The organism is Paenibacillus sp. FSL R10-2736, assembly GCF_038000245.1.
GTDB classification, from domain to species: Bacteria; Bacillota; Bacilli; order Paenibacillales; family Paenibacillaceae; genus Paenibacillus_AQ; species Paenibacillus_AQ phytohabitans.
In genome coordinates, this window is record NZ_JBBOBN010000001.1 from 4,251,985 (window position 1) to 4,266,547 (window position 14,563).

Annotated in this window: 10 protein-coding genes; 2 read left to right on the forward strand and 8 right to left on the reverse strand. The window is 52.4% G+C overall.

The genetic code is table 11. The features are described 5' to 3' along the window. Nucleotides 1–171 precede the first annotated feature (171 nt). The 8 genes from NSQ73_RS18530 to NSQ73_RS18565 form a co-directional block, all read right to left on the reverse strand. Entirely contained in the window at nucleotides 172–579 is a 408-nt protein-coding gene (locus NSQ73_RS18530; RefSeq protein ID WP_171716495.1) for a hypothetical protein, read from the reverse strand. Between the two features lie 558 nt (nucleotides 580–1,137). Beyond that, nucleotides 1,138–2,046 (reverse strand): glycoside hydrolase family 43 protein, encoded by a 909-nt coding sequence (locus NSQ73_RS18535; RefSeq protein ID WP_340987592.1) that lies wholly within the window; start codon nucleotides 2,044–2,046, stop codon nucleotides 1,138–1,140. A gap of 133 nt (nucleotides 2,047–2,179) precedes the next feature. Then, nucleotides 2,180–3,829: an MGH1-like glycoside hydrolase domain-containing protein gene (locus tag NSQ73_RS18540; RefSeq protein WP_340987594.1), complete on the reverse strand. Its 1,650-nt coding sequence runs from the start codon at nucleotides 3,827–3,829 to the stop codon at nucleotides 2,180–2,182. A 79-nt stretch (nucleotides 3,830–3,908) separates the two neighbouring features. Continuing rightward, a complete protein-coding gene (locus NSQ73_RS18545; protein WP_340987596.1) occupies nucleotides 3,909–5,225 on the reverse strand; it encodes an ABC transporter substrate-binding protein in 1,317 nt (438 codons plus the stop codon). 130 nt (nucleotides 5,226–5,355) lie between these two features. Beyond that, nucleotides 5,356–6,195, reverse strand: coding sequence for a carbohydrate ABC transporter permease (locus NSQ73_RS18550; protein ID WP_076245337.1), 840 nt, complete (start codon nucleotides 6,193–6,195; stop codon nucleotides 5,356–5,358). Nucleotides 6,196–6,198: 3 nt separating this feature from the next. After that, complete coding sequence (locus NSQ73_RS18555; RefSeq protein WP_340987598.1) at nucleotides 6,199–7,113, reverse strand: carbohydrate ABC transporter permease; 915 nt, start codon at nucleotides 7,111–7,113, stop codon at nucleotides 6,199–6,201. 64 nt (nucleotides 7,114–7,177) lie between these two features. Then, nucleotides 7,178–8,785, reverse strand: coding sequence for a response regulator transcription factor (locus NSQ73_RS18560; protein ID WP_340987600.1), 1,608 nt, complete (start codon nucleotides 8,783–8,785; stop codon nucleotides 7,178–7,180). Then, on the reverse strand, nucleotides 8,760–10,580 hold the full coding sequence (locus NSQ73_RS18565) for a sensor histidine kinase (RefSeq protein ID WP_445669677.1): 1,821 nt from the start codon (nucleotides 10,578–10,580) through the stop codon (nucleotides 8,760–8,762). Before NSQ73_RS18565 ends, NSQ73_RS18560 begins: the two co-directional genes overlap by 26 nt. A 313-nt stretch (nucleotides 10,581–10,893) precedes the next feature. Here NSQ73_RS18565 and NSQ73_RS18570 point away from each other — a divergent pair, with 313 nt between their 5' ends. Continuing rightward, nucleotides 10,894–11,949, forward strand: a complete 1,056-nt coding sequence (locus NSQ73_RS18570; RefSeq protein ID WP_042136273.1) for a LacI family DNA-binding transcriptional regulator — start codon at nucleotides 10,894–10,896, stop codon at nucleotides 11,947–11,949. Between the two features lie 90 nt (nucleotides 11,950–12,039). Next, on the forward strand, nucleotides 12,040–14,475 hold the full coding sequence (locus NSQ73_RS18575) for a GH36-type glycosyl hydrolase domain-containing protein (RefSeq protein WP_340987604.1): 2,436 nt from the start codon (nucleotides 12,040–12,042) through the stop codon (nucleotides 14,473–14,475). Nucleotides 14,476–14,563 lie beyond the last annotated feature (88 nt).

Sequence of the window (14,563 nt, forward strand, 5' to 3'; positions counted from 1 at the left end):
TTCTTGTGGAATTATTTGTAAATGAGTCATGTGACAAAGCTGCCGGGGGAGATGGGGTGATTTAAAGTTTAATTAACATTGAATAATCTCTTATAACCCTAAAAAGAGTGCTACTCCGCAATGGAGTAGCACTCTTTTTTCTTTTGGCAGCGTATCGCTAGATCAATTATATTAGTTGCTTAAATTATAAAAGGTCACTTTCACCTGAATGGGAACCGTAGTATCCGTCGCATTCAGATAGAGCAGCGCATTTCCGGCACTGCCGTCCCAATAGCTGAAATACAGATCCTGTACAGCACTGGCACCACTCATTGTGCCCATTTGGATTTGGCCGCGGTTGGTAATATTAAAGTAATAGGGACCCGTCACTTTACCCGTATCCGATTGCTTCTCTACAACGGCTTTAATCGTTTTGGCGGAGGCTGTACAGAGCAAATATGTGGTTTGTCCCGGCTGCAGAGTAAGAGTTACTGGCGAATTAAATCCCGGCGCCAGAGAAAGGGCATGCGCAGAAGGAGCGGAGACCCACAAGAAACTTGCTGCGAAGAGAAACACGATCAACGTTTTTAATTTTCGCATTTATTAATATCCTCCTTAATTCTTTGGGTATAGGGGAATCGGTCTGAACGAAACGCACAGCACTCGCTTGGCGAAGTCCGGCTCAACAGAGCAGCAGACTATTTGCACTTCACACTACCCGGCAAATTGGAGTCTATAAGCAAGTCTCCTTCCCTCTCAAAACGGTCTATATGAGCATTTTTAATATATCAGGTATATTTTCCCTTGTAAATATTTAGAATTTAATAGTTTCTGCATGATAATCTCCGTCATTTCAATGCAGACTACATAAGGAATAGTTGCATTTCGTGCAGTTAAAAGACGGCGAAAAGCCGGATGAGCTAGGATAAGTGTATTCTGTACAACTAAAATTGAGAAAAGTGTTCGTTTGGGGCGTAGCTGTTATTTTTAGTTGTATGAAGTGCAGCTAAAACTCCCACGGGGCAAAAATTGCCCGTTTTAGTTGTACAAAATACAATTAAACATGAAGCGAGTGTCTCTTAGCAGACAACCTGCCATTCGTGCACGGTGTCCGGCGTAGAGCCGGTGGAATCAGATTGCTTAAAAGCGTTCCAACACCTATTCCTTCATTCTCATCACACCGCCGCTCTCTTCCAGCTCCAGAAATACCGGCCGCTCGTGGGGAGACTGATTCGGTGTATGGATCGCCAGCATCAGCTTATCGCCGAAGGTCCGGAATACCATCGCGTGTCCGCCGTCCTTCTGATAGAGAGCCTCCTCCTGATGAATCCACGGTCCGGTTATCTCACCGCTCCCGGAACGGGCAATGCCCAGCGCATAGGTGTTATTAATGAAGCTTGCCCACAGCAGATACAACGTATCGTCGTCACTTGACCTGAACAGAAATGGCCCATCTGTTACGTAATTAAGCTGATCCGCATACCGCTTGGATACAAACGGGGTTGTCCATGGGGCTTCCGATGCCCGGAATAGAATAACCGGCTCTCCTTCCGCACTCCGCAGGTCCTCCGTTAACCGTATGGCGCAGACCTTCCCGTCTCCAGTCTGCTGCCACTCATGACAGAAGACCATCCATGGCTGGTCCTGCTTATCTATATAGAGCGTTCCGTCCAGGGAGCTCCAGTCCTGCGGGGTCACCGGCCCCTCGCTATACGGGGTAAACGGGCCAAGCGGATGTGTCGAAGCAAGCACTGCCGTCCCCAGCAGATCATTGTCTTTGCGCCGGAAGGTAGCGAACATGATGTAGCTCTGGCCGTAAGCATAGACTTCCGGAGCCCAGAAATTCCGCTCGGCGTAGAAACCCTCCTCTGGACGGAATACCGGAAACGGTCCTTCCCAATGCTCCAGATCCTTGCTTGTGTAGGCGTCGAACCCCGTTCCCTTGCCCCAGATATTGCTGTCAGTGCTGCCATACAAATAGTAGAGTTCCTGTTCCTGTCCCCGTCTCTGTCCGGCAAGCGGCAGCACAAACGGATCTCTGATCTGTAAGCTGTTGTTATCTATCATTTATAACTCTCCTTTCTACCACACACGCTGCAAGCAATTTTTATATAAGGTGTACTTAAGAAAGTACAATAGGTCATAAGGAACGAAGGTGAATATAGAAACTAGAGGAGCGAGTACGTAAAGTTCAACTTATTTACCGGTATTCCGGCAGCACCACTCCAATATCGCTGATGCTCCTGAATCCGCCATCCGCATACTCCAGCTGTTCATTGCCCTTAATCGTGAACGGGAGGCTCTTGCCCTGATAACAGATGCTGCCCCCGACTTCGCGGATACTCATCCCGATTAGCTTCAGCAGCTGCCCGTTCCGGTCCGTGATTACGCGGACTCCAAACGGAAAGGCCATGTACTCCTCCATGTCCCGGTAGATTATCGCCCCCTGGCGGGTAGTGATCAGCTCATAGACTGTTCCATCTACCGCCCGGCGGTATCCCGTCTCATGGGCCACCTTCTGGCCATGATCCATATCATAAGGAAGCAGTCCGGTGAACCATAGCTCTTCTCCGGCAACCGGCATAATTCCGCACAGCCGCTCCACATAGTCCAGCAGGCACAGAAGAGCCGGGGAATACGATTCTGTATATCCCTCTTCTCCTGTCCAAGGGCTTAACGTCTGGGCAAATCGTGTCATCCGGGACAGCGCAGCGAGAATAGGCAGCATCACCCAGGTCAGCTCGACATAACGCCCGTGATGCTCAAAGGCATGCGCCGCGCGGATGATACTGAGGAAGTTGGATGAGCCGCCCCAGGTGTTGTAGCTGGAGAACGGATCAAACCTCGGGTCATCCATCGCTATGGAGGTGAACGGATATTTGGCAAAGAACTTGCTGGTATTCAGCAGATAACGCCGGAGTGCAGCATCAAAGAAATCGCGGTCTCCCACCTCGCAGGCCAGCACACGCAGCAGCACATCCGACTGCACACGCACAAACCGGCCTCCGCGGTCACGGTCATAGAAGAACTCATCTTCTTCGTCATAGCAATGGCTGAAGAGGCTCTGCCTGCTGGCCGCAGCTTTGGCCTTCCACTCAGCTCCATCCTCTCCAAGTTCCTCTGCTATTCGGGACAGATACAGCCGCTGGCAATAGACATTGGCCGTTAAATCTGGGGCCAGAAAAGGCAGCAGCGGTGAATCCGGGTTACATTGCGCCGCATCGTCCAGATGGGGTGTATCTGGAATATGCCAGAAACGCGGGGACAGATCATGTCCGGTATCAAAGGTGCAGAAGGCCTCCACGCAGCCTGTTCCTCGTGTATCGCGCCGGCTGGCCAGCCACTCGTCGAATCTGCTCATCGCCTGGTACATCGAGCTGAGGAACATCCTGTTGCGTCCGTTCTGCACGTAATGATTCCAGACACTCCGGGCCAGCGGGGTCACCATTTGGATCTGCCGGTAAGCCGGCCCCGCAGGGGTTACTTTGTATGGGATCAGACCATCCTCCCGCTGATAATCGGCGAACAGGCGAAAGGTCGCTTCCGCCATCTCCGGCATGAAGCGTGACAGCAGCTCAGCGCTGATGGTTCCCGTGCTCTCCAGCCAGCTGCCGAGATAGACACCTCCTTCGTGCAGAACATGGCCGTTGCCGTCCATCGGCACGATACAATCCATAAGTTTATGCAATCCGGAGTAATAGACATTCTCCATCGCTTCCGATGAGGCGGCAAAAGCAACTCCCGACTGCCTCCATTGCTCCATAGCGCCACGGTCCGCCGCCTTCTTGAGCACTCCAATCCGGTCGTCAGCCGTTACTTCCCGGAGCTGTTGTAATAAGTCCCTGGTCATGTACTTCCCTCCTGTATCTTCGCAGTCTTCCCTACACAGAGAAGCAGACTGCCCGGGCAGTCTGCTTCCGGTAAACGACTTATTTGCTGCCGAAAATCTGCGTAGCGCCTTTATAGAAATCCTCCACTCCCTGCTTCACATCCTTCTGCTCGAAACCGATTTCCTGCACAGCGGTTTCAGCCAGCTTGGTGAACTCGGTGAAGCTCGGAGGATTGTAGCTGATGGCAAAAGGCTCCTTCTTCGTCGCCTCAGACACCCGGCTCGTGAAGTCGTATACGGTCTGCTCCAGCGGAGTGGCATCCTTCATCAGCAGGTCACGCATCTTGGAGGTAACAGGGACTCCGCGGTCACTGCCGAGAATCTGCGCGGCATCGGGGTCATTGATCCAGTAGTTCATCAGTGTAGCCACTTCCTTCGGATGCTCTGTTTTCGCATATCCGGACAAGCCTTGGCTGGATTCGAATACGACACCTGTGCCTTTAGGACCCCGCGGGACCTGAACCATCGTCAGCGTATCCTGGATCAGATTCTGATGGGCTGCGAACTGGTTGGACGGAATGAGGCTCATTGCCACTTTACCTGTGACCACCAGTGATTTACTTGTGTCTCCCGGAGGATTCGATACCTGCAGGGACGGTGTAACCATCCCGCCGTTTTTAGACATGTCGTTCCAGTAGTTGAACCAATCCTCGGCATCCTGCTGTTCGAAGCCAAGTGCGTCTTTCTCCATATCATAGACCTGCTTGCCGCGCTGCTTCATATAGATGTCCATGCCCTCAACTGTAAAGTTGTAGGTGCCGTAATAGCCCTTGCCCAGCTTCCCGGAGATCTCCTTGCTGATCCGGGCGTAATCTTCCCAGCTCCAGCCGTCCGCAGGAATGTCCATTCCAGCTTGTTTGAACAGCTCGGTGTTGATGACCATCCCTCTGGCATTCGCTCCGGCAGAGATATGAACCAGCTTGCCTCCCAGCGTTCCGTATTCCACCATCGTCTGATCCATATCTGTCAGATCGAGCTCTTTACCGACATACGGCTGAAGATCCAGCAGTACCCCTTTATCCGCGTAATCCGTTACGTTGCCTCCGAGGAAAAATACATCCGGCGCTGTCCCCGAAGCCAGCTGGGTGTTCAGCTTGTCAAAGTACCCGGAGTTTGGAGCGAACTCCCCGACCACTTTGATATTCGGATACTTCTCCTCAAATTTGCGCAGTGCCTCGTTTGTCTTGTCTGCCCGCTTCTGATCGCCCCACCACATAATCCGCAGCTCGACCTGATCCACAGACGGCTCTGCATTGTCCGGGCTGCCGGCTGCCGGTTTGCCATTGTTGCCACCCGAACAGGCGGTTGTTGCGGCCAGCAGCAATGCGGCCAGCGTAAGGCTAAACGTTTTTTTCATTGAAATGTCCCCCCAAGAATTTTTGTAATCGCTTGCATTCCCATCCTAATCATTTCTTGACCGGAGTTGAATTTCATTTCTTCGGGTCTCCGCTAGTGGTTTTTTCGGGTCTGCATTTCAGTTGAGCCCGTCATTTCAAACCGGTCGTAGCGATGCCCTCCAGGAAATGCTTTTGGAAGAGAAGAAAGATCGTCATGATCGGCACAAGGGAGAGCACGGACATCGCCAGGAGCGCGCCCCAGTCGGATGATCCGGAGGGATCATAGAGTGAACGTATGCCCAGCTGAACGGTGAACAGATTGATCCGGCTCAAATAGATCATCTGGCTGAAGAAATCATCCCAGGTCCAGATAAAAGTAAAGATTGCCGTTGTGATCAGCGCCGGAACCAGCAGCGGAATAATAATCCGGAAGTACAGCTGGCCTTGCCCGCAGCCGTCGATGGTAGCACTTTCGTCCAGCTCCTTCGGGATACCGCGGATAAACTGGATCATCAGCAGCACGAAGAACGAGTCATGCGCCAGCCATTTCGGTACGATCAGAGGCAAGTAGGTATTCACCCAGTCCAGCTTGCTGAAAATAATATATTGCGGAATCAGCAGCACATGGTAAGGAAGCATAATCGTCACCAGCATGCAGGCAAACAGCACACTCTTGAGACGGAACTCCAGCCGGGCGAACGCGTATGCCGCCAAAGAGCAGGTGAGAATATTGCCGATGACCGACAGCACGGAGATCGTTGCCGAGTTGAGGAAAAAGCGGCTGAACGAGATACCCTGAAGCCCCTTCCAGCCATTCACATAGTTCTCCAGTGTAAACCTCGCCGGCCACAGACCGGGATCAGAGAAGATCAGCTCATTCGGCTTAAAGGAACTGGACAGCAGCCACAGCACCGGATACAGCATCAGCAGCCCAAACAGAATGATGAGACCATGCTTGCCGAGCTTAAAAATCGTCTTTTGATCAGCCATGATTTATCGCCCGTCCTTTCCGTCGCCGTAGAACACCCAGAACCTGGAGGTCACGAACACAATCGAGGTAAACAGGCCGATGATGATCAGCATGATCCACGCCAGAGCGGCTGCATAGCCCATATCGAAGAATGAGAAGCCTTTTAGATACAGATAGAGCGTATAGAACAGTGTTGAATTTACCGGACCGCCGCGTCCGTCCCCAATGACATACCCCGGGGTAAACACCTGGAAGGAATTGATAATCCCCATGACCAGGTTGAAAAAGATTACCGGTGACAGCATGGGCAGCGTTATCTTGCCGAACTGCCGCAGCTTACCGGCCCCGTCCACCTGTGCCGCTTCGTACAGGTCCGCAGGAATCTGCTTGATTCCGGCCAGGAATATGACCATCGCGGAACCAAATTGCCAGACAGACAAGGTAACGATCGTGGAGAGAATGTAGCTCGGATGGGCGATCCAGGCCGGACCTTCAATCCCGAACCAGCTTAAAAAGTGGTTGATCAGGCCTTCCCCGTCAAAAATCTGCCGCCATACGATGGCGATGGCTATACTTCCTCCCAGCAGTGAAGGAATGTAGTATACCGTTCTGTAGATGCCCAGCGCCCGGATGCCTTTGTTCAAGACGACGGCGACCAGAAGGGCAAACGCCATTTTGAGCGGAACCGAAAAAAGCACGTATTTGAAAGTCACCGTAAGAGATTTGTAGAAGTATTCGTCTGCCGTGAAGATGTGCCTGTAATTGTCAAAGCCCAGCCATACCGGGGCATTGAGCAGGTTGTACTTGGTCAGGGACAGATAAAAGGATCCCAGCATGGGGCCAAGTGTCAGTCCGAAAAAGCCGATCAGCCAGGGAAGCAGGAACAGGTAAGCCGTGCCGCTCCTTTTCCATAAAGCCGATTTGTGTGCTGTCTTCATATGCGCCTTCTCCTTCTTAATGGATATAGGCTCATTATAGAAAGTAGCGCAGCCCGCTTGAATGCTATTTCTTCGGCTGCTCACTATTGAATTTTTCAGGTGGGTTCAGGCGGAAGTCTGAAGGGGCGATCCCGTACATCTTTTTGAATTTGGAGCTGAAATAGCTGGCATTCGAGAACCCGGTAAGCTCGGCAATGTCCCATAGACCAAGGGTTGTGCTCACCAGCAGATGGGTGGCCTGGGCCATCCGGATGTCGGTCAGATAGGCCATGAAGCTGCGGCCTACCTTGGCTTTGAACAGCTCCGAGAAATAGGATGAATTGTAATTGAACCGTTTAGCCAGCTGGGTCAAATTCAGATCATACATGTAATTGCCGTCGATATACTGCGTCGCAGTGCGGATCACCGAATCATCAGGGTCCCCTGCTTCCTGCAGTTGACGGTGTGCACGTCCGGCCAGCTCCAGCAGGAACTGTTCTGCCTTGTCTACTGAGTCAAGCTTATGGACCATCTCAGGATGGAGCCACAGCTGCTGGGCATGACCGTTCCCATGTGCAGGCGCCCCATCCGCTCCGTCCACAAGCAGATAGAGCTGGAAGATCAGCTTCACGAAACGGGAACGTGACTGGGAGAAGGCCTGCTGAAGCTCCTGCCGGACCGTCTGGCCGAAGCAGCTCCACTCCCCCTGAATCAGCAGGCGGCGCAGAGTCCGTGTCAGCTCCTCTGTAAGTACTGCTCCCGGCTCAGACTTTCCTTCAGCCGGCGGGTAAGCTGCATTCTCTGAGAGATTCCAGGCCAGCAGAGACTCCATATAACCTTCCTTCCACTGCCGGAATCCGCGCTTGACGCCGCCGTAGCCGATGACCGGCTCAAAGCCCAGATGTGCAGAGATACAAGCAGCCAAATCTGCACAGAACTGCGGCATATCCGTCAGCCCGTCCTGCAGAATATAGTGAACCAGTCCGGGGTAGTTCGGATCGCGGAACACCAGGCAGCCGCTGCCGTACCTGCCCGCGAATTCCCTGCCCAGCAGCTCAAACGGCAGGCGCAGCTTGCCGGGAGTGCGCTCCGGCAGCTGCGGAGCCTCCCCTGTCCGTTCCCTGAGTCCGGCTGTCGCAACATGAATTCCCGTCAAATCCCATTCGCCCAGCTCAAAGAGTGCGGCCCGCTCCTTCAGCGCATCCACCTGCTCTACTTCCTCCTTGATAAGCTGCACCAGGAAATGCTCTTTCATTTCCATGTAATACTGGGATAGCCGCCACTGGATTACGGCCTGCTGATCACGGTCATTGCGCTCCCGGTCAAGCTCTTCCTTCACCTTCTGCAATACGGCCATTAGCTCATCGGCAGCTACCGGCTTCAGCAGATAATCACGCGCCTGATTACGGACAGCCGCTCTGGCGTAATGAAAATCCTCGTAGCCGGTAATTACGATCAGCTTCAGCTCAGGATAAAGTCTGCGGCAATCCTCAAGGAAAGATACGCCGTTCATCACAGGCATGTTCATATCTGTGATTACGATGTCCACCGCCTCACAGGCCAGCAGCTCTATTGCCTCCATGCCATTCCCTGCCTCACCGATCACTGACAAATTCAGGCCAGCCCAGTCCGCCTTCAGGCGTAAGCCCTGGCGGATTTCCGGCTCATCATCCACGATCAATACGCGATACATCTTCATTCCTCCTCTGAATGGGCAGACTCAGCTCGATGCTGGTGCCCTGCTGTTCGCTTGAATCTATCCTGAAGCTGAATAAATCGCCATAGTAGAGCCGGCATCTGGCCAGCACATTACGAAGTCCAATCTGATGGGTCTTGCTCTGCAGAAGCTGCTCCAGCTGCTGGCGCATGGCCTGATCATTCAGCTCGCGGAGCAGCTCCGGAGCCATTCCGATGCCGTTATCGGCAACAGCAAGATACAGCCGCTCCTTATCTTGTCTTACCGTGATCCGTACCCTGGCATTCGCCTGGTGAATGAAGCTGTATTTCACCGCATTCTCGATCAGCGGCTGGAGCAGGAACTTGACGATTTCCAGATCGTCAAGCTCCCCCGCCTCTTCGATCCGCAGATCGAGACCCGGGCCGAAGCGGATGTCCAGAATGGACATATAATAACGGACATACTTCAGCTCCTCGCGCAGCGGGATTAGATCCTCGCTAATGCGCAGCGAGAACCTGAGCATTTTGCCGAGTGACTCAATGACCGTAACCGTCTCCTTCGTCCGCTGCTGGATAGCCAGACTGCTCATCAGCTCCAGGGTATTGAACAAGAAGTGGGGATTGATCTGCATCAGCAGCGCTTTATATTCTGCCTGCTGGCGCAGCAGCTTCTGTTCAAACTCGGTTCGTATCAGATACCTCAGCTGCTTGACCATACTCCGGAAGGTGTCGGTAGCGTAGTCAACCTCGTTCCGTATCCTGCGTTCCGGCGGAGTGAGCCGCTCGGCCTGGGCGAAATCCCCTTTCTGGACATGCCGCATGGCCGACACCAGACGGGACAGGGGCTTGGTAATACCATAAGAAATCCAGTACGCTAGCACAAAGGCGGCAATCAGCATCAGGGAAGCAAATACAATAATGCTATTGCGGAGCTTGAACAGCTTGGCATACAGATCCTGTTCAGAGACAAAGCCGACCAACAGCCAGTTGGTGATTGCCAGCTTTTTGTAGACCAGAATATGTGAGGCGCCCTTCTGATCCTTCAGGTAGACAACGCCTTGCGCGGCTTTGCCTGCACGGACCCGCCGGACCTCCGTCGCTGCTTCCGGATAAGTGCTGTACTCCTGCTGTGACAGAATCGGATTGCCCTGCTGGTTGAGCAAAAATATGGTACCGCTTTCACCAAGGTGTATACGATTCAGCGGCTCCAGCAGGAAGTCCGCCTTGATGTTGACCTTCATCACATTCTTGGCCAGCGACGGCTCAAAAATCCCGATCGGCAGCAGCAGGCTCACCACCTCATACGGCTTGGCTCCTTTAATCTCCACCTGATCCGTATGAGCCGGAACCCAGTGATTGCTATGCTCAATGAAATTGCGGTACCACGTCTCCTGCTTGAACGAAGCATCCGTAACCACCTGGTTATCGGCACCGATTCGCATCCCTTCCTGACGGTAGATAGTCACTGAGGAGACAATCGAATAATTGTTGGTAGTCTGGGTCAGGAACTTGCTCATGGTGATATTGGAGAGCATCTTCTGCCCTTCGGTTGAAGCCGGATTGGACAGCTGGGCATCCCACCTCTGGGTGATATCGCTGTTGTAGACCAGAGAGGACAAGTCATAGCTCTGCTGCAGGGCCATGTTAATAAATGAGCCGTACTCGTCCATTTTCTCCAGTGCCGAGGATTCGATATAAGAGCGGATGATGGAGCGTGACTGGTTGAACAGCAGCAGCGACATCGTGCCGAAGGATAGTACCAGCAGCACAACGAAGAACGCGATCAGGCGGTTTTTTAACGAGTAAAAGATAGCAATCCCTCCTTCTCCCTGCGTGTCTGCGAATCTATTTCCTGTATAATCATCTGTTTCGTCCTCTCCAGCATCTCTTTTTTCCTGATGCATTTATTTGTAACGCAGATCGGAGAATCCGGCAAGTGGAAACGGTTATTACGTCCTCAAAGGACGGGATTACTTTCAGCGAGCAATTGAAGGATAAAGTTTGGCGTAAAACTAATCTTTCTTATATTTCAAGGCAAAATTATTTGGGCGGATGATTGATTTTCGCGCCGGTTTATTTTACAATGAGTTCATAAACGCGCGTTTACAGTAGAGGGGGTACACCATGCGAAGCGAAGATATTGCCAAGCTAGCCGGGGTTTCGCGAAGCACAGTATCCCGTGTGATCAACAATTATTCCAATGTCCCTGAGGAGACCCGGGCCAAGGTGCTGAAGATCATTGAACAGCATCAGTACGAGCCTAACAGCTTCGCCCGGGCTCTGGCCGGCAAGAAGACCGATACGATCGGGCTTTTTGCAATCAGTATGAACGAGAAAGAGAACGCGACACGGATCTATCAGAATAACTACTTCGCACCGTTCGTTGATGCCGTTGTCGACACAGCGAATGCCCGCGGCTGTTATGTTCTGATTCATACCGTATATTCTCCCGACGACTTCCTGAAGGTGAAGCAGGCTTTCCTGCAGAAACGGATTGACGGCGGCATTATAGTCGGCACCCAGAAGGATATCGAGATTGTCCGGGAAATGGTCGGTCTCGACTCACCGCTTGTGCTGATTGATTATGACATTTCGGAGATTATGTCGGAGCATCTGGACCGCAATCATCTGGCTATAGTGAATTCCAAGGACTATGAGGGTACGGTTGAAGCCATCGAGTACCTGATCGGTCTCGGCCATGAAGAAATTGGCATGATCTGCGGACGGATGAACACGTACTCCGGACGGGAACGCTATATGGCATACGAGGATACGCTGAAGCGTCATGGGCTTGCGCTGAATGAGAATTTCATCCTACAGGGTGATTTCCTCAAAGAAACCGCCTATGAAGAGGTGAAGAAGCTGCTGAATTCCGGCGGCCCGCTGCCGACTGCATTCTTCTCTTCCAATGATGATATGGCTATTTCGGCCATGGAAGCGTTCTCTGAGCATGGCATTTCCGTGCCGGAGGATATGTCAATCGCGGGGTTTGATGATGTGCAGCTCGCTTCCCGGATTCATCCCAAGCTGACCTCCGTCCGTCTGCCGATTTACGAAATGTCCAAGGCTGCTGTCGAGAAGGTCATCGAGCTGTGCGATTCACAGCAGCCGACCTTCAGCACGATCAGTTTCCCGGCACGTCTGGTGGCAAGAGATTCCTGCCAGCCGCCGAAGCAGTAATGTTCTAGTACAGAAAAATCCCTTACCCCGAGGGAATTTTTTCTCAGCTTTGTAAACGCGCGTTCACAATTGAAAGGAGACTTGTCTCTAATGAAATTCGGAACTTTTGACGACACCCGCAAAGAGTATGTAATCAACACCCCAAAAACACCTTATCCATGGATCAACTACCTCGGCAACGAGCAATTTTTCGGCCTCATCTCTAATACTGCCGGTGGTTACACCTTCTACCGCGATGCGCGCATGAGAAGACTTACCCGTTACCGGTATAACAATATTCCGCTGGATACAGGCGGCCGCTACTACTATCTGTATGATGACGGTGATTTCTGGACTCCGGGCTGGATGCCGGTAAAACGCGATCTGGACTTCTACGAATGCCGCCATGGTCTTGGCTACACTTCCATCACCGGTGAACGTAACGGTATTTCCGTTAATCAGCTTGCTTTTGTACCGATGGGCCACAATGCTGAAGTACACCGCCTTGTCGTTAAGAACACAGGCGACGCGAAGAAAACTGTTAAGCTGTTCTCTTTTGCCGAATTCTGTCTGTGGAATGCCAACGATGATATGACAAACTTCCAGCGTAACCTCAGCACCGGTGAAGTTGAAGTGAAGGATTCCGTCATCTATCACAAAACCGAATACCGTGAGCGCAGAAACCACTACGCTTTCTATTCAGTAAACAAGGAAATCGCCGGCTTCGATACTGACCGCGAATCCTTCGTGGGTATGTACAATGGTCTGGACGCTCCGCAGGCAGTTGCTGCCGGTGAAGCTACCAACTCGGTGGCCAGCGGCTGGTCGCCAATCGGCTCCCACGCACTGGAAATCACACTGGAACCAGGTGAAGAGCAAAGCTTCATCTTCGTACTCGGCTATATCGAGAACCCTGAAGATGAGAAATGGGAATCCCTGAACGTTATCAACAAAAAACCTGCACAGGCTGTAATCGATCAATTCGCTACAGATGCCCAGGTAGATGCTGCATTGGCTACCCTGGCTGCACACTGGGATAACCTGCTGTCCAAATATCAGATCCAGAGCGGTGACGACAAGCTGAACCGGATGGTTAACATCTGGAATCCGTACCAGTGTATGGTTACTTTCAACATGTCCCGTTCCGCTTCGTACTTCGAATCCGGAATCGGCCGCGGTATGGGCTTCCGCGACTCCAACCAGGACTTGCTCGGCTTCGTCCACCAGATTCCAGAACGCGCCAGAGAGCGTATTCTCGATATCGCGGCTACCCAGTTCCCTGACGGAAGCGCATATCACCAGTACCAGCCGCTTACCAAGAAGGGCAACAACGAAGTCGGCTCGGGCTTCAACGATGATCCGCTTTGGCTGATCTCCGGTACGGCTGCTTATATTAAGGAAACCGGCGACTACTCGATCCTTGATGAGCAGGTTCCTTTTGACAGCAATCCGGATCACACGGCTACCCTGTTCGAGCACTTGAAGCTGAGCTTCGAGCATGTAACGAACAACCTCGGACCTCACGGCCTGCCGCTGATCGGACGCGCGGACTGGAATGACTGTCTGAACCTGAACTGCTTCTCCACCGAGCCGGGCGAATCGTTCCAGACAACTGAGAATATCGCAGGCGGCGTAGCAGAATCCGTGTTCATCGCAGGTCTGTTCGTCTTCGTTGGACCGGACTATGCTGAAATCTGCCGCATGCGCGGACTGGATGATGTAGCTGCTGATGCGGTTGCGAAGATCGAGAACATGAGTGCCATTACCCTGTCCCACGGCTTCGACGGCGACTGGTTCCTGCGCGCTTATGACCACTACGGCGACAAGATCGGCAGCAAGGAGAACGAAGAAGGCCAGATCTTCATCGAGCCGCAGGGGATGTGTGTAATGGCGGGTATCGGTGTGGAGAACGGCGAAGCAGCCCGTGCGCTGACTTCCGTTCAGGAACGTCTGGATACGGACTATGGTATCGTATTGCAGCAGCCTCCTTACTCCAAGTACTATGTGAACCTGGGTGAAATTTCTACGTATCCTCCGGGCTACAAAGAAAATGCCGGTATTTTCTGCCACAACAACCCATGGATCATGATCGCTGAAACGGTGCTTGGACACGGCGACAGAGCCTTTGATATCTACAAAAAAATCGCTCCGGCTTACCTGGAGGACATCAGCGAAGTTCACCGTATGGAACCTTACGTGTACTCGCAGATGATCGCCGGTAAAGATGCTGTACGTCACGGTGAAGCGAAAAACTCCTGGCTGACAGGTACAGCGGCATGGAACTATGTAGCGATTACACAGTCCATCCTCGGTATCCAGGCTGACTTTGCCGGTCTGAAGGTTGATCCTTGTATTCCTACGGAGTGGGACAGCTTCGAGATTACCCGCGTCTTCCGCGGCGACACTTATGTCATCTCGATCCAGAACCCGAACCATGTCTCCAAAGGCGTGGCCAGCCTGACTCTCGACGGCGTTGCTGTTGAAGGCAACATCATCGCTCCTGTGGGCGACGGTGCGGTTCACCAGGTTGTAGTTGTATTGGGTTAGTTAGCAAGTTTTAAACTTTGAGTATAAAAAAGGAACCCGGTTGTCCGCCTAGGCGGTGCGACCGGGTTCCTTTTTTGTGATGCAGGTA

Excerpts from the sequence above, each read along its gene's own strand:
- NSQ73_RS18550 (WP_076245337.1), bottom strand. The coding sequence starts at position 6,195 with ATGGCTGATCAAAAGACGATTTTTAAGCTCGGCAAGCATGGTCTCATC.
- NSQ73_RS18535 (WP_340987592.1), bottom strand. The coding sequence starts at position 2,046 with ATGATAGATAACAACAGCTTACAGATCAGAGATCCGTTTGTGCTGCCG.
- NSQ73_RS18555 (WP_340987598.1), bottom strand. The coding sequence starts at position 7,113 with ATGAAGACAGCACACAAATCGGCTTTATGGAAAAGGAGCGGCACGGCT.
- NSQ73_RS18570 (WP_042136273.1), top strand. The coding sequence starts at position 10,894 with ATGCGAAGCGAAGATATTGCCAAGCTAGCCGGGGTTTCGCGAAGCACA.
- NSQ73_RS18530 (WP_171716495.1), bottom strand. The coding sequence starts at position 579 with ATGCGAAAATTAAAAACGTTGATCGTGTTTCTCTTCGCAGCAAGTTTC.
- NSQ73_RS18540 (WP_340987594.1), bottom strand. The coding sequence starts at position 3,829 with ATGACCAGGGACTTATTACAACAGCTCCGGGAAGTAACGGCTGACGAC.
- NSQ73_RS18560 (WP_340987600.1), bottom strand. The coding sequence starts at position 8,785 with ATGTATCGCGTATTGATCGTGGATGATGAGCCGGAAATCCGCCAGGGC.
- NSQ73_RS18575 (WP_340987604.1), top strand. The coding sequence starts at position 12,040 with ATGAAATTCGGAACTTTTGACGACACCCGCAAAGAGTATGTAATCAAC.
- NSQ73_RS18545 (WP_340987596.1), bottom strand. The coding sequence starts at position 5,225 with ATGAAAAAAACGTTTAGCCTTACGCTGGCCGCATTGCTGCTGGCCGCA.